The following is a 24,651-nucleotide window of genomic DNA, read 5'->3' on the forward strand; positions in this document are numbered from 1 at the left end:
AAATAACGGATATTATGAATACGCTTGAGAAAATAACCAAAAACTTAGAAAATTTCAGCAAGTCAGAAAGAAAGGTTGCTGAAGTGATTATCGCCTCCCCTCAAACGGCGATTCATTCTAGTATTGCTGCATTGGCCAAATTGGCAGACGTAAGCGAACCTACAGTAAACCGTTTTTGTAGACGCTTAGACACCAAAGGTTTTCCAGACTTTAAACTGCATTTAGCGCAAAGCTTGGCTAACGGCACACCTTACGTAAACCGTCACGTTGATGAAGAGGACGGCCCAGAAGCCTATACCTCTAAAATTTTTGAATCGTCAATGGCCAGTTTAGAAGCTGCGAAAAATAGTTTAGACCCAAATGCGGTTAACCGCGCTGTAGATTTGCTCACTCAAGCAAAGAAAATTTCATTCTTTGGTTTGGGGGCTTCGGCTTCTGTAGCGCAAGACGCCTTAAACAAATTTTTCCGCTTCAATGTACCGGTCAGTTACTTTGACGATGTCGTTATGATGCGTATGAGCTGTATTGTTGCCACCGAAGAAGATGTGATTATTTTGATTTCTCATACCGGTCGCACCAAAGCGATGATCGACATTGCGGTATTAGCTCAGCAAAACGATTCTACTGTTATTGGTATCACCAGCAAAGACTCGCCCTTAGCCAAAGAGTGTAATTTAGTGCTGTCGATGGACGTGCCCGAAGATACTGACGTATATATGCCAATGGCATCACGGATTGCCCAAATGGCACTAATTGATGTATTAGCAACTGGCTTTACCCTGCGCCGCGGCGAGAAATTTAGAGAAAACCTGCGCAAGGTTAAACAAAGCTTAAAAGACTCTCGAACCGATAAGTTACTCTAAGCTTTTGTAAACCATGTAACGCTTATTTTAAAGCCAGCCACGTTGCTGGCTTTTTTATGACTTACACACTATCTATAATACAAGCCTGAAAGGGAATGCTGCACATAGCGCTCTGCGTTTACGCTGCACACTTCAGTATCAATTTTAAGCCGCCAGCTATTATACCCTTCCCTTAAACATCTAAGATTCGCATAGATATGAACGGGCTGAGAGTGTTGCTATTAGCATCCACTTAGTGACTAGCTAGTGCCATGAAACCACCCTATAGTGGCTTGTGTCCGTGGGCTTAAAACGCTAGGTCAATATTCTACAGGCAATAAAAAGGGATGCTTAGCATCCCTTATAGTGAGTTAATTAACGCAGCGCTTAAGCAACGTTTGCCTCTGAGTCAATCGGCGCATTTTTGCCTTCTAATACACCCGGTTCAAAGTGATCCACTTGAATAGCCTCGTAACGTAGCTTATCTGCAGCTAGTAACTCGCTTGCTTCATCTTGGCTTAAGATGTCTTGAGCTAAGGCAGATTCAACGATCTCAGATAAGGCCACTTTGCGCGGTAGTTGCCCCGCTTTTTGGGCTTTGGCAATCTTACGCTCTAGTGGACGCACTTGGTACATCGCTAAAAATGCCTGCTCAATGATCGCTACAGCATCGCCTTCGCTACCCGTGGTAACACATAGCTTGCTTAAACGCTCACGCGCTGAGCCTGGTGTCATCATGGTTTCACAAATTTGATGACCCACTTGGTCGTCTGCTAATTTAAAGCGATTACCATAAGGGAATACCACGGTTTTTAACACGCGAGCAAGCACCCGATTTGAGAAGTTTTGGAAGAAACCTTCAAAGGCTATGCCTATCTCATGCAGGTTACGCTCAATAGCCCACTTCACAAAAGGTAAATCTTCAGCTGGGCGACCTTGATCTTCATAGTGCTTCAAGGTAGCTGACGCTAAGTACAAGTGGCTAAGTACGTCACCTAAACGGGCAGAGATCCGCTCTTTACGTTTAAGATCGCCACCTAGTATCAACATTGACATATCAGCACATAAGGCTAAGCCGCGGCTCATTCGCGTTAACTGTCGGTAGTAAACGGCTGTGTCACCCGATACAGGGCTTGAGTTAAATGCCGCGCCGGTTAAACCTTGGAATAAACTGCCTACAAAGTTACCCGCACCAAAGGCGATGTGTTTCAGGAGTAAGTTATCAAATTCAGCCAAACCTGCTTCTTCATCAGGATTTGCTGCAGCTTGTAACTCTTTTAACACGTAAGGGTGACAACGGGTCGCACCTTGACCAAAGATCATTAGGTTACGGGTTAAGATATTGGCGCCTTCTACGGTAATAGCCACCGGAATACCGTTGTAAGCATGGCCAAGGTAATTCATTGCACCCAGTTGAATAGCGCGCCCAGAATGAATATCCATAGCGTCGTCTAACACTGTACGGGCCATTTCGGTCATATGGTACTTGGCAATAGCAGTAACAATCGCGGGGCTTTGGTCTAAATCAAGCGCACCTGCAGTTAGTCGGCGCGCCGCCTCTAGTTGATAGGTCATGCCGCCAATCCGAGCCAGCGCTTCCTCTACCCCTTCAAAACGACCAATTGATAAACCAAATTGTTTGCGCACGTAGGCGTAAGCACTAGTGGTGCGCGAGCTCATGTGGCCCACTGCAGTGCCCAGTGCCGGCAATGAAATACCGCGGCCAGCAGACAAGCACTCCACCAACATGCGCCATCCTTTACCCGCGTAGTCAACACCACCAATGATCCAATCTAAGGGAATAAATACATCTTCACCAAAAGTAGGGCCATTCATAAAGGCCAAACCGAGTGGGAAATGGCGGTCGCCAGTGCGCACTCCGGGATGGTCGGTAGGAATTAACGCGCAAGTGATGCCTAACTCTTCTTGTTCACCGATTAGATGCTCTGGATCATACAGCTTAAATGCTAGCCCTAATACCGTGGCTACTGGTGCTAAAGTTATATAACGCTTGTTCCAGTTTAAACGAATACCAAGCACCTCTTCACCATTAAAGTCGCCTTTGCAGATAATGCCTTTATCAGGGATGGCCCCCGCATCTGAACCCGCTTCAGGACCGGTGAGTGCAAAACAAGGCACATGCGTACCGTCGGCTAAACCCGGCAGCCAATGATCTTTTTGCTCTTGGGTACCATAATGAAGCAACAACTCACCAGGGCCTAAAGAGTTAGGAACCATTACCGTTACCGCCGCAGACAAACTGCGAGTAGCAATGGTACTTACGATGGTTGAGTTAGCAATCGCCGAAAACTCGCGGCCCCCATAGCTTTTAGGGATAATCAGTGCAAAAAAACCTTCTGCTTTTAAGTAATCCCAAACATGTTTAGGCAAATCACGCTGATTTTGTACAATGTCAAAATCATCTAGCATGTCCAATAAGGTCGCAACCTGAACATCCATGAAGGCTTGTTCATCTTCGCTTAAGGTCGCTTTGGGGTAGCTATGCAGTTTGTTCCAATCTGGTTTGCCAGCAAATAGCTCGCCGTCCCACCATACCGACCCCGCTTCCATCGCTTCTTTCTCTGTTTGAGACAACGGCGGCAAGATTTTTTTGAACATTTTAAAAGCAGGTCGAGTGACCAGCTTTTTACGCGTATCGGGTATACACATTAGCACCACCAAAGCGGTCACTAGCATTAATACAATAGTCATGGTTTCTTCCTTATTTCACGTACTTTATATTTATTATTTTAATTTATAGTTAAGTTGGCGCGCCGACACCGGCTGCCAAATAGGGGATAACTTTACGGATCAAACCTTCGGTATTTAGTTCTTCGTTGAAGTCAGCACTAGCAATTTCTTTTAGCGCGGTACTTGACGCCATGGTGAATACAACGGTGCCTAAGGTGAAGTGCAAACGCCAGAAAATGTCACTATCAGATAACTCTGGGTATGCCAGCCTCACCGCATCTTGGAAACGGCTCAATACCTCACCGAAGTGGTGAGTAATAAATTTTCTTAAGTGACCTTGGCTGTCTGTGTACCCTCTTCCCAATAACAGTAAGAACATTGCGGTGCCATGTTTCTTTACGTGATTCATTTCTAGAAGAGGATCAATGAAAGAAGAGAATACTTGGTCTAAGCTCGGTGCGGCCTCACCATTGATGTGATCAAGCATCGCTTTGTCTACCAACGGCATAAACTGCTCAAGATAGCGCATTAAAACCGCTTGAATCAGCTCTTTTTTCGAACCGAAATGATAATTTACGGAAGCAAGATTCACCTCTGCATGAGAGGTAATTAACCTCAACGAGGTATCTGCAAACCCTCGTTCAGCAAACAAACGTTCCGCTGCATCGAGGATCTTACTTTTAGTTCCTTGTCTCACTGTGACACCTTAAAAAATTAAACACCTGTTTAAAATCTACGTTTAAGACATGAAGATGTCAATCAATTAGCCATGGATATTTAGCGGGAAAACCAAAAACGAGAACTTCACTGGTTTTTTTTTGAAAAGAAATTGAACAATGATGAAACTTTTTTAAATACGGCAGGTCTTAATCTATGCCACTGCAATTAAATACTTAAATTTTATGCCCAACACCCCTGTAGTTGGGCTTTTTTTTGCCTGTTTTACCCCGCCGGTTGATCTTTAACGTCTAGGTAGCTAAAAATTCGTTGCATCGCATACTCTACACCTTCAGGTTGTAGTGCAATATTACGGCGTCCAGCATCATCTGTTTCAACTTTGGCAAATGCCTGTAAGCTCACTTGCCACATTTTGTAGTTGGTCTGCGCGGTATATAAGCTCATCATTAAGGTGGCTCGTTGAAAGTCTTCATCTCCGTCGTCAGCTAAGCCCGGAGATACCCCGAATAAACTCATTAATTGCTCGTCACTGAGTTTTTGACTGGTGGGTAAAGCGAAAGCCATCCAATAATCACACCGCTCATCAGCGGTTTCTAAATACGTCAGTCCCAAGCTGGTAAATTTTTCATTGAGCGCCTGATGAATCACGTCATAAGCTTGCACGTCAGAGCGCTGTGGGCTGCGTAGAGCATCCTGTAACAGTGGATGGCTACATACTGTTTGGGCTTTAGTTAAAGAGAAACCGGGTTCGGCGCTCACTATAACGGTGTCTCGATGCTTTTGGGCACTACGCTCAGCCTCACTTTGTTGAGGTACAGGAACACACGCACTTAGCATTAACACACCCATACCTAAGCAAACAGCTTTTTTCATGAATCCCGCCTTCAAATTAATGTATTGAAATAATTAACTAATTAAAGTCAAAAAGATAAAACTAGTGTAACACTCGAAGTCTAGACAGTATAAATTTCATTTTGTTTCACGCCTTTGGAAACTCCTTATGAAAAATAACGCGAATGGTTAATTCTCCCAAACAACGAAGATGGTGACAACATTAAGGCAAGCCATATTTAGAGCGACTTGGTTAGCTAATTAACGATAGGCTGTTACATATAGCAACAAGGCCAATCACTTAAACTGCGTTTCATCAAAGTTAAAGTGTCGATGAGAATTGAACCGTTTCACTTAAATGAGACTTTTATGAAAAAATCGTTATTACGTTAAGGTGCGCCTGCGGTTGTTATTTCTTGTGCCTTTGCTGCTGATGAAGAAGTCAAAAGCACTCTCTGGTGTTGACCCTTATCTTGAAATTCGTGGAGAGTATAAGGGCCTAGATACTCCAGAAATTAGCATTCACCTTTGGTGCAGCTTACCCATTCCAATTTTATATTCGTATAATTTGAGCCAGTAAATTTAAGGACTCATGCCTTGTGAATACTGGTTATTTCATGATGTACGCGGTCAAATTTTTATAAAACCTTTCATCGTTTTTTGCATTTTTTTCACTTTATTTGAAATTTTTTGTATAGATATACGGTTTCTTTAGCTACAACTAAGTAAACAAGTTGTAACCAAACGCAACAATAATAGATAAAGGAAATCTTATGAAACGTTCAAATATTGCTATCGCTACTGCTGTTACAGGTTTAATCGCTTTAGGTACGCTAACAGCTACTCCCGCTGTTGCAGCAGGCAAAGAGAAATGTTACGGCGTGAGTAAAGCCGGAAAAAATGATTGTGCGACCAAAACTAGCTCTTGCGCTGGTACAGCTAAAACCGACAACCAAACTGATGCCTTTGTTGTTTTACCTAAAGGCTTATGTGACAAACTAGCTGGCGGTAGCAAAGAGTCTAGCTAATTTGACCGTGTCGAACCAGTTAACCCTGGTTCGACTGCCTCCCCCTCCTCCCCGTAAAACGATAATACTTATGATAAATAAATCCTACGGCTTGGGCCTACGGTCAGCCTATGCAGAACAACTGTTGACCAAAAATTTAGATATCGATTGGCTGGAGATCCACGCCGAGAATTATTTCAATCCCCACTCTTACGATTATCACCTGCTCAAGCAAATAGCTGAACATAGCCCTATCAGCGTGCATGGTGTGGGTTTGTCTTTAGGCTCTACCGATGCATTAAGCCACACGCACTTGGCTAAACTTAAAGCCCTTATAGACGACATTAATCCATTTATAGTGTCAGAACATTTAAGCTGGAGCAGTGTGAACGGCCGTTTTTATAATGATTTATTGCCGCTTCCTTATACCGACGAATGCCTCCAACTATTTATTGAACATGTAAATCAAGCACAAGATTATCTAGGTCGACAATTACTGATTGAGAATCCGTCTGCCTATTTGTCCTATCACGAAAGTCACATCCATGAACCTGAATTTCTTAACCAGTTAGTCGCGGCTACAGGGTGCGGTTTATTGCTCGACATCAACAATGTTTATGTTAGCGGCCACAATTTAGGCTGGGATAATCATCAATACTTTGAACAGCTAAATGTCGACGCTGTAAAAGAAATACACCTTGCCGGTTATACCGAAAAGCAGCTTGATAATAAAACCGTTCTTATCGACAGCCATAACCAAAAAGTTCATCCGCAGGTATGGCAACTGTATCGCCATTTTGAGTCACGTTTCAGTAATAGCATTCCCACACTGATTGAATGGGACAGCGACTTTCCCGCCTTAGAGGTGTTAATCAATGAGGTGAACCTTGCCAAGGCTATTACGACTGAATCAGCAGAGGTGCGCAGTGCTTAAACAATTACAAAGCGATTTTGCCGAATCTCTCAAGCGCAGCAACACAGCACTGAACCAAAGATTGGCGAGTTCTGCTCTAAGCCCTGACCAATCGATACAAATTTATCAAAATAATTATGTACTGAGTTTACGTGAAGCGTTGGCGGCTACTTACCCTACAGTTCAACAGTTGGTAGGCGAAGAGTACTTTAATTTTTGCGCCAAATCTTTCATTTTAGAGCACGGTCATGATCAAGGCGATTTAAACCTATTTGGCCACGGCTTTAACCTTTTTTTACAACAGCAAGATGCTTTAGCACAACTGCCCTATTTATCGGATATTGCCCTATTAGACTGGCAGATTGAGCAAACGGCGGGTTTAGCACTTAGCGATCAATATTTTGGCGTAGAGCAGTTACAAACTATTGCCGTGGAACAATTGGGTAAGGTGGTACTTCATCTGGCTTCGCATCAATCTTTAGTGACCAGCGAATACCCGATATTTCCGATTTATCAGATGGTTCAGCAAGATCAGGTCAAACCGATAGACCTTGAACAACCCGATCAACTAATTCTAAGTAAACAAGCAAACTTTGAAGTACGAATAGAGCAGATATCGCCACTGTGTTGCCAGTTTCTATTGCATTGCCAACAGCAATTACCACTAGAGCAATTACCACAGCAGTGTTTAGCCGAACTAGAACCGCTATTAGCCGACGCCATTCAACAACGACGAATATCCCACTTTAGTTTTGCATCAATGATAGGAGAGCCTAATGATGCCACTTTATAATTTATACCTAAGAGCCGTTGCGGTAATGCAAGCTGTGCTTATCCCGCTATTACTCACTTTCACCCGTATTTGGGTCGCGGTAGTGTTTTTCCGCTCTGGTTATTTAAAAGCCACCAGCTGGGACTCTACCCTATATTTATTTGAGGAAGAGTACCAAGTACCTATTTTGCCATGGGAGTTGGCCGCTTATTTAGGCACTGCCGCTGAATTAATCTTACCCATATTTTTGGTGCTGGGCTTATTCACCCGTATTTTTGCTTTTAAGTTGTTTTTCTTCAATATTATTGCGGTGGTCTCTTACCCGGTACTTTGGCCTGGCGGTTTCTACGACCACCAACTTTGGGGTTTAATGATCTTAATCAACCTTATTTGGGGGGCAGGCCCGCTAGCGCTAGATCGCATACTAAGCAACAAAATGGAACAAAAAAAAGCGGCCTAAGCCGCTTTAATAGAGTGTTAGGTGTAAGGCTTAACTAAGTTTTGCATCTTGCACTTCAATGTTAGCCTTCCAAATTGCAGGCCCCTGTTGGTGAGCTGAGTTACCATCACTATCTACCGCTACGGTGACCGGCATATCTTCTACTTCAAACTCGTAGATTGCTTCCATGCCTAAATCTTCAAAAGCCACGACTTTGGCTTTCTTAATCGCTTTAGACACTAAATAAGCGGCACCACCTACCGCCATCAGGTAAACCGACTGGTGCTTAGCAATTGAATCGACCGTCGCTTGACCACGTTCTGCTTTACCAATCATGCCTAGTAGGCCTGTTTCTTCAAGCATCATGTCAGTAAATTTGTCCATGCGGGTCGACGTTGTTGGGCCGGCTGGGCCTACTGCTTCGTCGCGAACTGCATCAACCGGTCCTACGTAGTAAATAAAGCGACCATTAAAATCAACGCCGTTGGGAAAAGGTTTGCCTTGCTCTAAGTATTCTTTAATACGCTTATGCGCCGCGTCTCGACCGGTTAATATTTTACCGTTGAGCAACACCGTTTCGCCCATTTTCCAGCTGGCTATTTCTTCTTTGGTGATGGTGTTTACATCAACACGGCGTACGTTGTCGCCCACATCCCAAGTGATTTCAGGCCAATCTTCGAGTTTTGGAGGAGTAAGTACGGCTGGGCCGCTACCATCTAAGTGAAAATGTGCATGACGTGTGGCCGCACAATTAGGGATCATAACAACCGGCTTAGACGCCGCATGAGTGGGGCAGGATTTAACTTTAACGTCGAGCACGGTGGTTAATCCCCCCAGACCCTGAGCGCCAATACCAAGTTTGTTAATGCCTTCCATTAACTCTAAACGGAGTGCTTCGTCGGCGTTTTCTGCACCTTTTGCCATTAAATCTTGAATATCTACCGGATCCATCAGTGATTCTTTAGCCATTACTGCAGCTTTTTCGGCGGTGCCACCAATGCCAATCCCCACCATACCCGGCGGACACCAACCCGCACCCATGGTAGGCAGGGTTTTAAGCACCCATTCGGCCACAGAGTCTGACGGATTAAGCATCACCATTTTTGATTTATTTTCACTGCCGCCGCCTTTAGCCGCGACCATGATCTCAACTTTATCACCGGCAACTAAGTCGATATGCACCACTGCAGGCGTATTATCTTTAGTGTTGGTTCTCGCACCATTGGGGTCGGCAACAATTGACGCTCGCAGTGGGTTATCGGCATTGGTATACGCGCGACGAACACCTTCATCCACCATTTCTTGTACGGTTAAGTCTGAATCCCATTGTACCTGCATGCCTACTTTAACAAAGGCAGTAATAATACCGGTATCTTGACAAATTGGGCGCAGCCCTTGGGCACACATGCGCGAGTTAATCAAAATCTGTGCGATAGCATCTTTAGCTGCGATGCTTTGTTCTTTCTCATAGGCTTGCGCCATAGCTTGCACAAAATCGATAGGATGGTAGTAAGAAATGAATTGCAGTGATTCTGCGACACTGTCAATGAAGTCTTGCTTACGGATGATGGTCATAAAGTCTCCACGTTTCCTTATGATTGCCTTTTATATCAACAGCTTTTTAGTAAGCTGCTTTTCAGGCTGTTAGGGTTATTGTCGTTATCCTTCACCGGCTATGATACCCTTGCGCCAGTTAGCCCGCTATAACCTTTACCTAAGTTTTTACAATTTATCTACATCAACCTTTAGTGAATAGTCTCTCGATACTGCCCTTATGATTGTTAGTAAAACTTTTTCTACCCAAGCAAAAATCATGTTTGAACAATTGGCTCAAACTGAATGGTGCTGTTTTTTGCAATCAGCGTCTGATTCCCATGAAAACAGTCATTACGATATTTTGGTCGCCGACCCTATTGCGACTGTTTCCTATACTAAAGACTTGGCTCAAGTTTCCTTGGGTGAACAGCACTATCAAAGCCAGCAAGCACCGTTTGAGTTGCTTGAATCGTTACGTAAGCAGCTATTCCCCAACTCAGAAAATGATCAGTCAGTTTTTCCTTTCGCTGGCGGCGCATTGGGCCTGTGGGGTTACGATCTTGGTAGAAGCTTAGAATTACTTCCTGAACGCTTACCGCAAGATTTAACCACCCCCGATATGGCGGTGGGTTTCTACGACTGGGCGCTAATTTTTGACCACAAACAACAAACGTCAACACTGATTCAGTGGCATGATCTCGGCGATCAGTGCGTAGGAGAAAACCGTTTAGCGCAAAGAGAGCAATGGTTGCTCAAGCAGCAAATTAAACATACCGAGCTGAAGCCGCAAACCTTTAACTTAACCAGTCAATGGCAAAGCAATTTAAGCAAAGCCGACTACCAAGACAAATTTGAGCAAGTACAGCAGTACCTGCTTAGCGGAGATTGTTACCAAATTAACTTAACCCAGCGTTTTAGCGCCAGCTATCAGGGTAATGAAGTGGCTGCTTATCAGCAGCTGATTGCCGCTAACCAGGCGCCGTTTTCAGCTTTTATTCGATTGCCGAACAGCTGTGTGCTTAGTGTCTCGCCTGAACGATTCATTAGCCTTAAACAAGGCGAAATTGAAACCAAGCCGATTAAGGGCACGCGACCAAGAAGTGATGAGCCAGTTAAAGACCAACAACTCGCTATTGAGCTACAACAAGCAGAGAAAGACCAAGCTGAAAACCTCATGATTGTAGATTTATTGCGTAATGACATTGGTCGAGTAGCCAAACCCGGTAGTGTGCTGGTACCCAAACTGTTTGCGGTGGAGTCGTTCCCAGCGGTTCACCACTTGGTGAGTACCATTCGTGCTGAATTAGCCGATCGCTATTGCGCAGAGCAATTGTTAGCGGCCTGTTTCCCGGGCGGTTCTATTACAGGCGCCCCCAAAATAAGGGCGATGCAAATCATCGAAGAACTTGAAGCCAATCGGCGTAACGCCTATTGTGGAGCTATTGGTTATATTTCTGCGAACGGTGACATGGACACCAATATCACCATTCGCACCTTAGTTTGCGAAAACCAACAAATATACTGTTGGGCTGGCGGCGGCGTGGTCGTTGATTCACACGTAGAGGCTGAGTACCAAGAAATATTCGATAAGCTAAGCCGTATTTTGCCTATTTTGGAGTAACCAGCCCGAGTACTGCGGAGAATTTGATAGACAATGAGCCACACTACGCAACATTACTTACAACGCTTTTTGCTTCAACACGGCCAGCCAGATACCCAGCGCAGCGCTAAACAAGCTGCAGCAGTATTATTGCCCATTATCATCAAACAGGGACAACCTGAGCGCATTGTACTGACTCAGCGTAGTGCGAAACTGCGCCACCATCCTTCACAAATTAGCCTTCCTGGCGGTAAGCGAGATCCTGATGATATTAGCCTCGCCTATACAGCCTTACGAGAAACCCACGAAGAAATTGGTATTAGCCCGGAAACCTTTACCATTCATGGGCAACTTCCAAAACAAACTACAGTAAGCAATTTCTCGGTACGTCCTTTTGTGGCGACGACGACAGAAACCTTATTGTTTGACATCAATAGCGACGAAGTGGCGCAAGTTATGGTGTTACCTTTGGCGCCTTTTTTAAACTTAAACAACTACCATCGCTATCAATTTCACCGTAAAGGTCAGCTTGAAAAAGTTTACTTCATTGAAGTCGATAAACATGTAATTTGGGGGGCTACCGCTAAAATATTGCGAGATCTCGCCTCACACTGTTGCAGATAACTAGATATACTTATAATCTCAGAATTAAATACTGAGTCACATTACTCCATCCAAAGTGATAGGAACAACAATGGTAAGTTTATTCGACCTTTTTTCTATAGGGATTGGTCCCTCTAGCTCGCATACCGTAGGCCCGATGAAGGCGGCTAAATTGTTTGCCCAAAGCTTAGCTCGGCAGAACCAAATATCACGAGTAGATTACTTAAAAGTAGAACTGTTCGGCTCCTTAGGCGCAACCGGTAAAGGCCATGGTACAGGGAAAGCCGTGATATTAGGTTTATTAGGAGAGTCTCCAGAATCTGTTGACGTAGATAGGATTGACCAGCAGTTATTGCAGGTTGAACAATCTGAAGAATTAATGCTACTTGGCAAGAATACCGTTAATTTTGCCAACAAGGGCTCGATCATCTTTCATCGCCGTAAACATCTACCAGCGCACAGTAACGCGCTAAGCTTTCATGCTTATTTAGACAATGGTAAAACCGTATCAACCACTTATTATTCTATCGGCGGAGGATACATTGTAGAAGAAGGCGAAGAAACGGCCAGCCAAACTACCCATTACCCCTACCCCTTTGATAGCGCCGAGTCGTTGTTACAGCGCTGTAAAGAAAGTGGTAAAAGTATTGCGGCAGTGGTGTCTTGTAACGAACAAGTACATTGCTCTACCCGCACCATTAGCCAATATACCCAACAAATCTGGGCAACCATGCAAGCCTGCGTTACGAGGGGGATCAGCGAAGAAGGTATTTTACCTGGCGGCCTAAAACTCGCGCGGCGGGCGCCTAGCCTTAAAAGGCAGTTGTCATCACAACGTAATCTTAGTTCAGATCCACTAAATGTTATGGACTGGGTAAACCTCTATGCATTAGCTGTTAGTGAAGAAAATGCCGGTGGAGGGCGCGTCGTGACCGCGCCAACTAATGGCGCGGCCGGTATTATTCCCGCGGTATTACATTACTACCACCATTTTGTACAAGAGCTTGATCAAGACTCTCTTAATCAATTTTTCTTAACGGCCACCGCAATTGGCTCACTATATAAAACCAATGCCTCAATCTCTGGTGCCGAGGTGGGTTGTCAAGGCGAGGTGGGCGTCGCGTGCTCTATGGCTGCAGCTGGTTTAGTTGCTATGTTTGGTGGTAACCCTGAACAGATAGAAAATGCTGCTGAAATTGGTATTGAGCACAACCTTGGTCTTACTTGCGACCCAATTGGTGGCTTGGTGCAAGTGCCCTGTATCGAGCGTAATGCAATGGGGGCACTAAAAGCGATAAACGCAGCAAGGTTAGCCTTACGCGGTACTGGAGAACATAAGGTTTCATTAGATAAAGCAATAAAAACTATGTGGGAAACCGGCTGCGATATGAAAAGCAAATATAAAGAAACTGCCCGCGGCGGCTTAGCCGTTAACATCATCGAATGTTAATAAATAGAACCGTGTAAATTTCTAGTTATTAGACTTATCTCATTGTTTTAGTGTTAAAAAGTGCATTCCCCACAAAATATCTATAACATTTAGCTAACAACTCGGCCTGCTATACAGCAGGCCGCTTGCATTCTTACAAATGGATTTGAAACTATGCTGAAACGCCTCATCGCTGGGCTACTTTTGCTCATCTTAAAAATAGTACTTTACCCTTTCAAACTTATTGTTAAAGCCAGCATGCTATTAGTGCGTTGGATAGGGGGCTTGCTTAAAGCCGTTTGGCAAGTTTGGCTAGCCTTAGGGCCGCGCTGGCTGCGTTATTCGTTTCTCAGTATCGGCATACTCTTAGCCGCTTACTTTGGCTTAAAAGCCTTTCTTAAACCTAATCTCACCATCGAAACCGTAAATCAGGTTCATTACCTCAATCAGGGATGGACCGACGAGCAACGAGAGCGTTATTACTACACCCCACAAGGCACCGAGCTTCTAGGCCTAGAATACGATTGGTTCGTAAATTTAGAACTGCCTTTATCTAAAGACTTGTTAACCAGCCCAGACAATATGCGTGGTTGGGGCTTTATCGTATCCCCCGGCCAACAGGCTACCATCCTTAATCCAGGCAATTTGCCGGTAGGTTTAGCGCGTCATATTGATCCTAAATCAGGTACCGAACGCTTGGATCTGACTTGTGCAATGTGTCATACCGGTGAGTTACATTATCAAGGTAAGGCCTTACGTATTGACGGCGGACAAGCTGTACAAAGCATCTCTAATGCAAAACGTGGCGAGTTTATCACCACCCTTGGCGCATCAGTGTTAGCCACTTATATTAACCCGTCAAAATGGCATCGTTTTGCTGACCGCGTAGTTGGACAAGATACGGAATTACGCAAACAGTTACGTAAAGACATTTGGGCCTTTCTAGGGAAAATAAAACAATTTGCCACTGGCGCAGGTTCATCAAAATACTACCCTACCGAAGAAGGTCGTGGCCGCACCGACGCGGTAGGTCGAATTGCTAACGTCGTTTTTGGTTTTGACCTAGACGAACCAGCAAACTACCGGGTTGCCGATGCCCCGGTGAGCTATCCCTTTCTGTGGGACATTTGGCGATTTGATTGGGTGCAATATACCGGTTTTACTAACCAAGCAATGGCACGCAATGTAGGCGAAAGCCTCGGTGTGTTAGCACCAATCAAACTTGTTAACGAGCAAGGTGAACTACTCAAAACCGAAGAATTTGGTGAATCAGTTATCGACTTAGCCGGTATGCATTGCATAGAGGGCACCTTACGTTCACTAGAGCCGCCACGCTGGCCAGAAGCAATTTTGGGAGAGATTAATCTTCCACTTGCCAGCCAAGGTAAAAACTTGTTCCTTGACCAGTGTGAGTTTTGCCACGGTCCACACCAGGTGCAGCCCTACGATTGGACCGTAGCCGATAAGCCCGGCGATAATCCCAATAAACAAATTGACGTCAACTGGCAATGGGATATGGACGGTGATATCAGCTTTATTGGCCAACGCCCGATCCGCAAAGATTGGCGAGAAGTGATATGGGCAATGCCTTGGGTTAAAACCGAGGTAATTGGTACCGACTCTACCGCCGCTGATAACTACATGGACCATCGTTACGACGGCAGTAAAATCATACCGGGTTCAGACCCAGTAAACGCTGGTGACGGCCTACAAATTTTACTTAACCGCTTGGTGCCCAAACTTTACCAAGACAACGGCATTACCAAAGACATGGTTGCAGATTACGACGGCTTAAATGTTCCGTTCCGTATCGCTAATATGCGCGCATATAAACCTCGGCCTTTACATGGCGTGTGGGCTACTCCACCGTTTTTACATAATGGTTCAGTGCCTACCTTATACGACTTGTTATCACCGCTACGTGAGCGCCCTACCCAGTTTTATATTGGTAATCGCGAATACAACCCACAGCGTTTAGGTTTTGTTACCGAGCAACGCCCCGGCAGTTTTAAACACGACACCCGTATTAAGGGCAACAGCAATCGCGGCCACTTGTTTACCGATGTAGACATGGCAGGACGGATTGGCCGCTTACTCACCGTTGAAGAACGTGCCGCCATTTTGGAATACCTAAAAGTAATGGGGAATCCAGACTTTACACAGCGGCTCGGTGGTGACCCATTAGATTGGTCTAAATACACACAAGCACCGTCTATTGGCTCAGAGCAACAAGCCTGTATTGATAGCTTTAACGCCGCAAAAAACAACCCGGTAAAGGTACATTAAGATGAATGACAAACATTTTGCTACAGCTACGATCGCCGCTTGTTTATTCACCCTTGCAACAAGCAGTGTTTCGGCCAGCGACTTATATAAAGAGATGGGCATAACTAAGCCTGAACAAGAAGCCATTATGTCGGCGATAAACTCTGCCAGAGAGATATCAAAACGGGCTGAGCAATACAATGGGTTACCCTATCGGCGCGATGCGCACGCGAAGGCAACCGGCTGCGCGCGAGCAACCTTCTCAATTAACCCCGATATTCCACAGCGATTTAAAGCTGGCATTTTTGCTAATAGTAATCAGCAGTTCCCCGCTTGGATCCGCTTTTCTAACGGCGATATGTTAGTGCAGGCCGACAGTAAGGGCGATGCCCGCGGGATGGCCGTTAAAGTGATGAATGTGCCAGGCAAGGCAATTGCGCCAGAGTTAGGTGAAAGCCACAATCAAGATTTCATCATGACAAATACCCCCGCGTTTTTTAATCGAAACATCTTTGATTACGCTGATGACATGCTGTATCTGGCCAAGTTTGAACGGACTAAATGGTTTATCAGCTTTTTCCCACCACGTTTGCATCCGAAACAGTTTTATCGTGCGATTCAAACCGTATCATCGGTGATCGATACACCGTTAGACGCCCAATACTATTCCATGCTTCCTTACCAGTTGGGGAATAACACCGTAAAGTTTTCTACCAAACCCTGTGCAGGTATGAGCTTCTCAAGCAAGGTAGACAAAACAAACCCTGATTACTTAAGCCAACAACTTAATAACCAGCTAGCTTCAGGCGGCGCCTGTTTTGAATTCATGCTGCAGGAAAAGATCCCGGGGCACTACATGCCGGTTGATGATGCCACGGCGATTTGGTCGGAAAAAGCGTCTCCGTTTATTAGCGTTGCCACCATAAACATCCCCCCACAGCACCTGTACAGTGAACAACAGCAGCAGTTCTGTGAGAACTTATCGATGAATCCGTGGCGCGCAGTAGAAGGTTGGGAGCCACTAAGTAGTTTGAACAAAGCAAGGCGCGTGGTGTATCAAGCGGTATCGCAATATCGTCATAAGCAAAATAAAGCAGCCACACCAGAACCTAGTTCATGGTGCTTGAGCGAAACTGGAGAGCCTTGTGATCCTCAGCAGGACCTAATCGTGACAAAACCTACTTGGCCATTACCGCGCTGTTTTGATAGTTATGCAAAGTCTTTGTCGGGAGAACCGCTTGATAGCGACTGCAACTAAGTCCCTAATTAAACAACAGCCAGGCTAAGCGTGGCTGTTGTCGCTTATCGCATGACAAAACAAGCACCATGGTGATCCCAACACCAATAGTTTTGTCGGTGTATGTTAACGCCACCACGCCATTGTCCACCTAACTGCTCAACGGTTAAGGCTCTTTTTCCCTGTATGGCTTGACGCCCCTCTTGGCTTATCTGATACCTTGCATCTTGATCCCATATGTCACCATTGGGTTTATCGATACATAGATATGCAGGCTTTAGCTTAGCCAGAAACAAAAGCTCTTTGCTTAACCAAACATCACCAAGAAACGGAGCGTCTTCCGCGCGTTGCAAATGCGTAAATAACTGGTCAAAGCTGAGGCCGTCGTGGTTAAGCGCTTGTTGATCATGCTGCTCGTCCAGCGTTTGTAAGATCAACTGTTGAGTTAAGCTTAAACCATTCACCGTAGAAGGATACTCCTGAGCAAAACGAGTTAATGCCGCAGCCATAAATGGCAAGGGTGCTAGGTTATCAGCCATAACACGGCTCAATGCTAAAGGGGTGGCACTGGCCATCGCCAGCCAAATTTGCTGGCCCAAGGCTAGTTGTTCGCAATGTAAGGCGGCGCGCTGTGGGTATAGCGCTTCCAGTTGTTCAAGATGTAAATTGCCTAAGCCATGAAAAACATCAACCTCAGGGTGCTCTCCAATACATATTAGGCTTACTTTACTTACTATATTGGGGTATTTAGCCAATTGATAAAGGCATTCCGCCAACTGCAACTGATCATAAAGATCGTGCTCAAACCACAGCACTATCTCGCTATAATCATTGAGATTATCCAGAATGTCTTGACGCTGTAAAAAATCATCTAAGATCGCTTGCTCGCTGACTTCAGCGCAACTTAAAGGGCTATCTAACACCATTGTTGTATAGATAAAATTGGCTCTCGCCGTTAGATAAGGCAAGCCCTCTGTGGCGACAATCGGCCCATCATGTAATACATCTCTCCAGCAGAGGACATGGCCTTGTAACACATTAGATGCGGTCAACATGTCGCCGACCATGTCTCCATTAGTGATATGCAACTGCATCTATAGGTCCTTGCAATTTGTGAAGGAGTTAGCATAGCAAACTCCTTCTCTGCCGTGCATTAAACTTATAGGTCCTCAGACTCGTTTTCTTCTGTCGGCTCTAACGCTGCTAATTCATTTCTTATTTCACTGTCTAAACCCCAAATAGCCTGCCAAACTAAATCGGTAGTTTGTGCTGTATCGTCGACCCCATGAACCAGTTTGATTTGATAATCTACAGTGTCAGAACCAATATTTGAAATATCAACGTAAACCCGCTTAACCGCTTCTATTGCTATCAGTATGGCCTCGATCCGCGGAATAATTTGCATCGGTTCTAGCTGTTTGTTCACCGAAATTGAAAATCCGCCGGTAACAATCTGACCACTACTGCTCACGTTATTTAAGTTAGCATTAGCTAAGGTGTTGTTAGGGATGGAGTACAGCGTATTGTCAGCTGTTTTTACCTTGGTGGTTCGCCAGTTCATGTCGATGACCTCCCCCACTATTGGGCCACCGTAGCTAGCAATGCTGATCCAGTCCCCTAATTTGAAGGGTTTCTCTAAACTAATGGCAATACCCGAAAAAATATTAACGAGGTTAGACTGCAAGGCCAAGCCCAAAATCATCGCCACTAAACCAGACGTGGCCAACAAACTGGTTAACTCCCGCTGATAAACGAAAGACAAAATAGCAAAAACAGCGCCAATGTACGCTAGGCCACGAGTCAGGTGACGCATAATTTTTGGCACTTGGCGGCCACTGCGCCTTTCGATGGGATCCCAGACCAGTAAGTCAATTAACAACGCTAACGTTGAAGCAAACAATAACCACCACAAAACATCAAAACAGGTACTAGCAAATAATTGATTGGTATTAGGATAGTTCTGGGCAAGCCAATCTAAGAATAGCGGTTCAGCTGATGCAATAAATAAAGCGTAAAGTAACTTATTGCCTAACGCATAAGCTCTTGGTAATCGGCCCAATAGTTTAAAGTCTAATATCAAGGCATAGACCAACCAAGCCAATACGCTGCTATAAAAGATAATTTGTTGCCATTGCGCTGGTATACGCCCGCGTAAGCTCAACACATTTTCATGAACAGAACTCAAGGAATTAAAGCGAGAGAACTCGATAGCTTGGCGATCAGAATGAAGATATTTGGGATCACCTAAACTGCGTTTACGTAAGGTATCTTGAAAAGATAAACCTTGGTTTTGCTGCCATTGGTTTGTATCAAACTGCACCTTATGTTGATTGTTATCGTTCCGATGTAGCGCAGTTTGACCCAAGCCAACGATATCCGCTACGTAGATTAACTCACTTCTTGGCAAGGTTCGATGACGAAAACTCACCCCTAACTGGTACTCGCCAAATGCCGCCCTGCCGGGTTTTGCATCGGCCAAAAACATCCCTTCTACTTGGTAGAGCTTATAAACGCTTTGGCTCGTGAAATATGACTCTATAGGCTCACCAAGTGTTAAGTCGCCCACTGCGTTTAGAAATGCAATATCCTCAGCATTTACCCCCGGCGTACTTCTAAACCACAGCTTAAACTTAGCTTTAAACGTCATATCTACTGGGGAAAATTCATTAATGGTCTGCATTTCAATTCCGGTATAAACAACGTCGGTTCGTCGGGTACGGAGTTTTTCTCCTAATACGGCTTGCAATTGAATAGGCGCTGACACAAACGAGCCACCACTAAATAGCCCCACTTGCATAGGGCGTAATACATTACCTTGCGGGTCAAAATATAAGGGATGTGTGAGCCCCTGTATGGCAGCACTTGGTGAATTGAGTCCGGCTAGTTGAATTCTAATCGCTGAGCGTTGTTGCGATAAATCGAGCTTAACAAACTCTTGTTCGCCTCCCGATAGGCTCGATGCTAAATCTAAGGCACTAGCGGCAATCGTCGCAGCATCATAATAAGCCGCTGCTACACCACTAGGTGGGTAACCAAAATCTTGGCTAAAACTCTGATAAAACATTTGAGCAGACTCACTCGCTACATCAAATAGTATTGGGCTAACCGCAAACATTCCATTCGTGTAATAACCAGAGACCTCTCGTTCGTGGTTACGATCTTTAAAACGTTCAGGGAAACTTTGTTTACCGATCGACGAGCTGCCAATCATTAACCAACTGGGGTGTTGGTTTTTTAAGGTACTCACCAATACCGCGCCCTCAACGTCATGCACTGCAAGAAATATTGCACCGGTATGACCTAGGGATCGTATTTGTTGGTTTATAGTTTCAGCCTGCTGCTGCCAATCTCCTTTTAAATCAAACGGAAACTGGCTTACATCAATGGCTAAGCGGTTTGCCCCTGCCAAAAAGGCCTTGGCTAACGATTCGCCAAATTTGTCTTGGCTATACACCAAAGCAGCTTTGTTCTTGCCTAAGGTAGCCATATACTCTGCAACAAAACTGCCCTGTAATCGGTTATCTGGGATTACCCTAAATGACCAAGCATTATCTTGGGTAATTTCAGGTGCCGTCGCAGAGCCGCCGATCATAGGCAAGCCTGCGCGTTGATAAATACCGGCAGCTTTAATTGACGTGGCTGAAGCACGGTGTCCTAATACAGCAAGCACCTTTTTAGTCTTGGCTAATTGCCTGGCAATTTGTTCGGCTTTTACGACATTATTACCATCATCGTATTGCTGTATCGTAAGGGCTATTTGTTTGTCTTGCTGTTGCATGTTGTATTGGCGAACAAACAGTTTGGCACCATTTAACATTGCAATTCCCTTGTCTGCTTCAGGCCCACTCATCGGCCCCACTACCGCCAAGACAAGGGTATTGGTACCAGTGTGGTTGAACCATTGCTTTAACTGCTCAAAACTGGTGACTAAAGCACTCAAAATAACCACGATAAAACCGAGCAATAAGAGACGGCGTCGTAGGTTCCATTTCATTTTCAAAATAGTCTTCCTTTGCTATTTTTATTCATAGTAATTGTTCGTGGCACGAGCAAAGGCTTCCAAAACCTTTGGCACGACTATTTCACGCTTCAGTAATGCTTTCCGACGCAGTGCTACGACATACTGTTTAGATACGGTAATTGGCAACTCGGCTAGATGTTTCGGTTCATTCAGTAGCTCCAGCGCAAAATTAAAAGCGACTTCTCCCTGCTCAAAAGGAGAGGCGCCAACTGACAGCATCATGCCGTCTTCAGAATTAAAGGCATTGATACCAATAATCGGTAATGTCGAATGCTGTTCGGTCCATTGCGCAACCGTTTGCGCTGAAACAAACTTGCCGTCCTCGCCCCCTAATAACTTGCGATAGCCACCCACCATTAAGTATTTGTAGTTACCTTCCAGAGATAACACCGCTTGCTGCCATTCCGTGAAGCTATTCACCACCACATGCCCTTGATAATCAATGGGTGACCAAACTTGCTTGGCCAAATAATTCCCATCGTGTTTGGCTGAAGATGAATTATCCGAAAGATAAATAATTTTCCCGGCGAGTTGTCCTGGTATGGGTTGGGCCTCAACCAACAAGCGTAAAACTTCTTTCACCGCCGATACCGATTTGCGTTCTAAAATACCGGTTACATTACTGGCATGTTGATAACCGTAGGTTTCTAACTCAGCGTTGACCCCGGCAAACACAATTTGGATATCGGGCTTATCAATGTACTCGGCAGCAACAAGGCGTTGCGCATCATCATCAATCACTATCATTACGTCGGGTTGAAAAGAGTCCACCACCCTTTTGGCCACCGTTGCAGCGCGCTTTTTCGCGGCTTCGCTAGATTGGTTTTTGGTATTCATGTAGTGATAACGGATATCAACATTCAGGTGCGCTGTTTTCGCTCGCTCAATGCCTTGATTAACCGTTCTAGTCCACGAATAATCAGTATTGTAGCTATGTAATATCAACAACCTAGGCCGAGATGAACCTTCAATGAGGGTGATGGCAATGGTGGCAACCAAAAAACTAAACATAACGATGCTTAACAATAATTTCTTCATTAGATAAGCCCCATACTTTGCCAATACGGGATACTGAGATACACCGCCACTAGCTTAAACAGATAAACCGACAGGTTGAGTTTCATCAGTTTCGATTCATCAGCGGTGACGACGCCGCTGGTTAAACTTAAAAACTGCATGTAATAAGAAGCCTGAAACGGCCAAAAAAAGCTTTCTGAAAGGAACAGTATTAAGAAGCCAATCACCCATGGATTCACTCCTACTTCTATAGATGCGGGAATCAACAAGGTGGCTAAAATGACCACTGTCGCATTGATAGGTAACACTAAACGGACGACACTAACGATAAGCGCTAGCATTACTACGAATAAGGCCAAACTTTGCTGCATATATATTGCTAACCAATATATTTTACTGGTTAACCAAACATCCAATTCTACCTGATTTATAATGTCGACCATGCCGATCAACGAACCCAAAAAAACCAAAAAACTCCAGTCAATTTTTGAACGGAACTGATTGGTATTTAAAAAGCCGAACATCAATAAGTAAAACAATATGGCTAACGCGACCCAAGCCACTTCAATCCGATGGATATTGGCAAACAGCAAACTGGCGATTAACACAATAAGCCCAAGTACTGAAGACCATTCAGCGGGGTTAAGTGGGCCTAACGTTCTGAGCTGCTGCCGGCTGATAGATTTTGGGATCTTTAACGCTTGTTTGTTGCGGTATATCCAGCACAACGCAACGGTATATAAAGCCAACACAACCAAACCACAAACAATGGCGGCCAGCAACCAATCTAACCATTGAAAATACTGTTGTACCTGCTGTGGCAGCATGCCCAGTACAATGAAGTTTACTGATTTACTACTAACAAATATTGGTGAGAGCAAACTTGCGCCAAACAACAAGCTAGCTTTTAAACGCGGTCCTTCTTGCTCACGAGCTTCTTTAGAAGCGCCACTGAGTAAATCTTTGAGGAACGGCGCGACAATAGTTACACGACCATTCACCGTGGGTACAACAGGTGTTAACAACGCGCCTACACTGAAAAAACTGAGGTTGTACCAAATTTTTGACGCCGGACCAATGAGTAAAAGATGCAACAGCATTCGATAACTGAGGCCAGACGATCTGATCACGGCACTTAAACCCAAAATGCTTAAAGCCATGAAAAAACTATTGCTAGAAAATCCGGAAAAAGCCGATTCGCTAGAGCTTATACCCAGTAATACCGCACTGAGTATGGCAAATAACCCTGGCACATAGTCGGGAAGCAATCGAAAGATCCACATAATGGAACAGATGCCTAAGATAGACGCAAAATAAATGGCATCTTGATGCAAAGGCTCGCCACTAAGCGTAAGACCGAAGTAAATCATTACTGGTGTAATCAACGCGAATAACCAGCCAATCAACAAGCGATAGCCTATTTCGACTTCTACTTTAGGCGCTAAATCAACTTCAATATAGGTTTGCCCGGCCAAACGGGCATGAAAGCTATCTAATAGGCATTGCTTAAAACTGGAATAACGATCTAAAGCTTTCACCGCCGCGAGCGGTAATACTACCACTTCGGCACAATCGACCACTTCGATGTCGTAGATATAGCTACGCATGCCCAGTGTTGACTCTTCACCAAAAAAACCACTGATAGGTCCCTTTGCCTGATCCTTATTGGTGGTTTCTAACTGACCATTGAGCAAATAATAAAGATTATTGGCTTGGTCTCCGGATTGGCAGAGTACCTCTCCTTCAGCAAATTTTTGAATCGTGACATTAGCGAGCAATCGCGCTAAGTCTTCTTTGTCACAAGCGGCAAAAGCCGGATTACTATTTAAAAACTGACTGATCTTCTGTAGGGAATCGGTATCACTCATCGGCAATATTGCCCAGTAGGAATGACAGCATTAATCTGATATTCACCACCGGGTACTAGGATATACTCGCTGGCTCCTTGTTTAGAAATAGGATTACCCCAATCATAGGTATAACCTAAGCCTGTCCAAGGCACGCCAGTACCCGATCCCCTGAAACTCTTAAAATACAGGGCTTGATAAAAGTTAGCGTAATCTTCAATCCCTTTTACCGAGCTAGCCATTTGGTCGCTAGCTAAAACACACGAGTGGTCATCAATTTGCGGATCAACACAAGGGCGGAATAAATCTTCTGGTGCTACGTACATCTCTACAAAAGCGTCATAGTTCCAGCTTGCGTCTAAACCTAAATACTGTTTTAAACGCAATGCTAATTGTTGATCGTTGCGCTCAGGTTGTTGCTGTAAGTATTGTTGGCAGAAGTGTTTAACTTGAGGCGCTAAGGTGACCCAAATAGGATAGTTAGGGTTGTTTGAACTATGGCTATTAGGCAATAGAAACTGATCAATGGCTGACTGACTTTTCCAAGTCAACACTAGCACCTTATCGGCTTGTTCGTTCCATTGCAAAAGTGTGTTTTCTGGGTTTAGTGCGAAGAGCGTATGGCTAACATCCTTTACAGTAGGAAACGCCGCCTGTATGACCGCTTGTTGGTAGTTTTGCGATGGTTCTTTGAGGTTTTGGCTACAGCCGAGCAATACAGTGCTTAAACCAACTGCTACTGCTATTTTGGTAGTTGCTAATGTGTTCACGATTTGTCCCTAAATCTACTGAAGCAATCCATTTGCTTACATTTTATATAACTTAAATACTCAGATATAAGTCAACACTGCCCCCGCCAACCGCATGATGTTAATCATTAGTTACACAATAAAGTTACAGACAGTGCGTGTTACAAATTTAAT

At 44.6% G+C, this 24,651-nt stretch carries 19 protein-coding genes; 10 read left to right on the forward strand and 9 right to left on the reverse strand.

The annotated features are described in order from the left end of the window. Positions 1–14 precede the first annotated feature (14 nt). Positions 15–863: a MurR/RpiR family transcriptional regulator gene (locus M0C34_RS10910; RefSeq protein ID WP_248711713.1), complete on the forward strand. Its 849-nt coding sequence runs from the start codon at positions 15–17 to the stop codon at positions 861–863. A gap of 366 nt (positions 864–1,229) precedes the next feature. Here the strand turns inward: M0C34_RS10910 and M0C34_RS10915 are convergent, their stop codons facing one another. The 3 genes from M0C34_RS10915 to M0C34_RS10925 all read right to left on the reverse strand — a co-directional run bounded on the left by M0C34_RS10915 (position 1,230) and on the right by M0C34_RS10925 (position 5,084). Beyond that, positions 1,230–3,554 (reverse strand): acyl-CoA dehydrogenase, encoded by a 2,325-nt coding sequence (locus M0C34_RS10915; protein WP_248711714.1) that lies wholly within the window; start codon positions 3,552–3,554, stop codon positions 1,230–1,232. A 49-nt stretch (positions 3,555–3,603) separates the two neighbouring features. Next, positions 3,604–4,230 (reverse strand): TetR family transcriptional repressor PsrA, encoded by a 627-nt coding sequence (gene psrA / locus M0C34_RS10920; protein ID WP_248711715.1) that lies wholly within the window; start codon positions 4,228–4,230, stop codon positions 3,604–3,606. A 245-nt stretch (positions 4,231–4,475) separates the two neighbouring features. Continuing rightward, complete coding sequence (locus M0C34_RS10925) at positions 4,476–5,084, reverse strand: hypothetical protein (RefSeq protein ID WP_248711716.1); 609 nt, start codon at positions 5,082–5,084, stop codon at positions 4,476–4,478. Between the two features lie 731 nt (positions 5,085–5,815). Between M0C34_RS10925 and M0C34_RS10930 the strand changes: the two genes are divergently transcribed. The 4 genes from M0C34_RS10930 (at position 5,816) to M0C34_RS10945 (ending at position 8,194) form a co-directional block, all read left to right on the forward strand. After that, positions 5,816–6,070: a BufA1 family periplasmic bufferin-type metallophore gene (locus M0C34_RS10930; RefSeq protein ID WP_248711717.1), complete on the forward strand. Its 255-nt coding sequence runs from the start codon at positions 5,816–5,818 to the stop codon at positions 6,068–6,070. A gap of 70 nt (positions 6,071–6,140) precedes the next feature. Then, a complete protein-coding gene (bufB, locus tag M0C34_RS10935; protein WP_248711718.1) occupies positions 6,141–6,983 on the forward strand; it encodes an MNIO family bufferin maturase in 843 nt (280 codons plus the stop codon). Continuing rightward, on the forward strand, positions 6,976–7,755 hold the full coding sequence (locus M0C34_RS10940) for an HvfC/BufC N-terminal domain-containing protein (RefSeq protein ID WP_248711719.1): 780 nt from the start codon (positions 6,976–6,978) through the stop codon (positions 7,753–7,755). The genes bufB and M0C34_RS10940 overlap by 8 nt, the downstream gene beginning before the upstream one ends. Next, positions 7,739–8,194: a DoxX family protein gene (locus M0C34_RS10945; RefSeq protein WP_248711720.1), complete on the forward strand. Its 456-nt coding sequence runs from the start codon at positions 7,739–7,741 to the stop codon at positions 8,192–8,194. Before M0C34_RS10940 ends, M0C34_RS10945 begins: the two co-directional genes overlap by 17 nt. Positions 8,195–8,224: 30 nt before the next feature. On the opposite strand, the gene M0C34_RS10950 is transcribed toward M0C34_RS10945, so the two are convergent. Beyond that, positions 8,225–9,748, reverse strand: a complete 1,524-nt coding sequence (locus M0C34_RS10950) for a fumarate hydratase (protein WP_248711721.1) — start codon at positions 9,746–9,748, stop codon at positions 8,225–8,227. A gap of 238 nt (positions 9,749–9,986) precedes the next feature. On the opposite strand from M0C34_RS10950, the gene pabB reads away from it, so the two are divergent. The 5 genes from pabB to M0C34_RS10975 all read left to right on the forward strand — a co-directional run bounded on the left by pabB (position 9,987) and on the right by M0C34_RS10975 (position 16,864). Next, entirely contained in the window at positions 9,987–11,330 is a 1,344-nt protein-coding gene (pabB, locus tag M0C34_RS10955; RefSeq protein ID WP_248711722.1) for an aminodeoxychorismate synthase component I, read from the forward strand. Positions 11,331–11,363: 33 nt separating this feature from the next. Next, positions 11,364–11,933: a CoA pyrophosphatase gene (locus tag M0C34_RS10960; RefSeq protein ID WP_248711723.1), complete on the forward strand. Its 570-nt coding sequence runs from the start codon at positions 11,364–11,366 to the stop codon at positions 11,931–11,933. Positions 11,934–12,003: 70 nt separating this feature from the next. Next, positions 12,004–13,362 carry an L-serine ammonia-lyase gene (locus M0C34_RS10965; protein ID WP_248711724.1) on the forward strand — a complete coding sequence of 453 codons (1,359 nt, stop codon included), beginning with the start codon at positions 12,004–12,006 and terminating at the stop codon, positions 13,360–13,362. A 153-nt stretch (positions 13,363–13,515) separates the two neighbouring features. After that, entirely contained in the window at positions 13,516–15,627 is a 2,112-nt protein-coding gene (locus M0C34_RS10970) for a di-heme-cytochrome C peroxidase (RefSeq protein WP_248711725.1), read from the forward strand. 1 nt (position 15,628) lies between these two features. Further along, positions 15,629–16,864, forward strand: coding sequence for a catalase (locus tag M0C34_RS10975; RefSeq protein ID WP_248711726.1), 1,236 nt, complete (start codon positions 15,629–15,631; stop codon positions 16,862–16,864). Between the two features lie 44 nt (positions 16,865–16,908). Here M0C34_RS10975 and M0C34_RS10980 read toward each other — a convergent pair whose 3' ends face one another. The 5 genes from M0C34_RS10980 to M0C34_RS11000 all read right to left on the reverse strand — a co-directional run bounded on the left by M0C34_RS10980 (position 16,909) and on the right by M0C34_RS11000 (position 24,498). Beyond that, positions 16,909–17,937, reverse strand: a complete 1,029-nt coding sequence (locus M0C34_RS10980) for a DUF1835 domain-containing protein (RefSeq protein WP_248711727.1) — start codon at positions 17,935–17,937, stop codon at positions 16,909–16,911. 65 nt (positions 17,938–18,002) lie between these two features. Further along, positions 18,003–20,837, reverse strand: coding sequence for an ABC transporter substrate-binding protein (locus tag M0C34_RS10985; RefSeq protein WP_248711728.1), 2,835 nt, complete (start codon positions 20,835–20,837; stop codon positions 18,003–18,005). A 27-nt stretch (positions 20,838–20,864) separates the two neighbouring features. Then, complete coding sequence (locus tag M0C34_RS10990) at positions 20,865–21,902, reverse strand: ABC transporter substrate-binding protein (RefSeq protein ID WP_248711729.1); 1,038 nt, start codon at positions 21,900–21,902, stop codon at positions 20,865–20,867. Beyond that, a complete protein-coding gene (locus tag M0C34_RS10995; protein ID WP_248711730.1) occupies positions 21,902–23,749 on the reverse strand; it encodes an SLC13 family permease in 1,848 nt (615 codons plus the stop codon). Before M0C34_RS10995 ends, M0C34_RS10990 begins: the two co-directional genes overlap by 1 nt. Beyond that, complete coding sequence (locus M0C34_RS11000; RefSeq protein WP_248711731.1) at positions 23,746–24,498, reverse strand: hypothetical protein; 753 nt, start codon at positions 24,496–24,498, stop codon at positions 23,746–23,748. Before M0C34_RS11000 ends, M0C34_RS10995 begins: the two co-directional genes overlap by 4 nt. Positions 24,499–24,651: the final 153 nt, after the last annotated feature.

The organism is Agarivorans sp. TSD2052, assembly GCF_023238625.1.
GTDB lineage: Bacteria > Pseudomonadota > Gammaproteobacteria > Enterobacterales > Celerinatantimonadaceae > Agarivorans.

What these genes read in the sequence shown, in the direction of transcription:
- M0C34_RS10930 (WP_248711717.1), top strand. Translation starts at nt 5,816, where the DNA reads ATGAAACGTTCAAATATTGCTATCGCTACTGCTGTTACAGGTTTAATC.
- M0C34_RS10990 (WP_248711729.1), bottom strand. Translation starts at nt 21,902, where the DNA reads ATGAAGAAATTATTGTTAAGCATCGTTATGTTTAGTTTTTTGGTTGCC.
- M0C34_RS10995 (WP_248711730.1), bottom strand. Translation starts at nt 23,749, where the DNA reads ATGAGTGATACCGATTCCCTACAGAAGATCAGTCAGTTTTTAAATAGT.
- M0C34_RS10925 (WP_248711716.1), bottom strand. Translation starts at nt 5,084, where the DNA reads ATGAAAAAAGCTGTTTGCTTAGGTATGGGTGTGTTAATGCTAAGTGCG.
- bufB (WP_248711718.1), top strand. Translation starts at nt 6,141, where the DNA reads ATGATAAATAAATCCTACGGCTTGGGCCTACGGTCAGCCTATGCAGAA.
- M0C34_RS10945 (WP_248711720.1), top strand. Translation starts at nt 7,739, where the DNA reads ATGATGCCACTTTATAATTTATACCTAAGAGCCGTTGCGGTAATGCAA.
- M0C34_RS10975 (WP_248711726.1), top strand. Translation starts at nt 15,629, where the DNA reads ATGAATGACAAACATTTTGCTACAGCTACGATCGCCGCTTGTTTATTC.
- pabB (WP_248711722.1), top strand. Translation starts at nt 9,987, where the DNA reads ATGTTTGAACAATTGGCTCAAACTGAATGGTGCTGTTTTTTGCAATCA.
- M0C34_RS10950 (WP_248711721.1), bottom strand. Translation starts at nt 9,748, where the DNA reads ATGACCATCATCCGTAAGCAAGACTTCATTGACAGTGTCGCAGAATCA.
- M0C34_RS10910 (WP_248711713.1), top strand. Translation starts at nt 15, where the DNA reads ATGAATACGCTTGAGAAAATAACCAAAAACTTAGAAAATTTCAGCAAG.
- M0C34_RS10985 (WP_248711728.1), bottom strand. Translation starts at nt 20,837, where the DNA reads ATGAAATGGAACCTACGACGCCGTCTCTTATTGCTCGGTTTTATCGTG.
- M0C34_RS10980 (WP_248711727.1), bottom strand. Translation starts at nt 17,937, where the DNA reads ATGCAGTTGCATATCACTAATGGAGACATGGTCGGCGACATGTTGACC.
- M0C34_RS10960 (WP_248711723.1), top strand. Translation starts at nt 11,364, where the DNA reads ATGAGCCACACTACGCAACATTACTTACAACGCTTTTTGCTTCAACAC.
- M0C34_RS10970 (WP_248711725.1), top strand. Translation starts at nt 13,516, where the DNA reads ATGCTGAAACGCCTCATCGCTGGGCTACTTTTGCTCATCTTAAAAATA.
- M0C34_RS10915 (WP_248711714.1), bottom strand. Translation starts at nt 3,554, where the DNA reads ATGACTATTGTATTAATGCTAGTGACCGCTTTGGTGGTGCTAATGTGT.
- M0C34_RS10965 (WP_248711724.1), top strand. Translation starts at nt 12,004, where the DNA reads ATGGTAAGTTTATTCGACCTTTTTTCTATAGGGATTGGTCCCTCTAGC.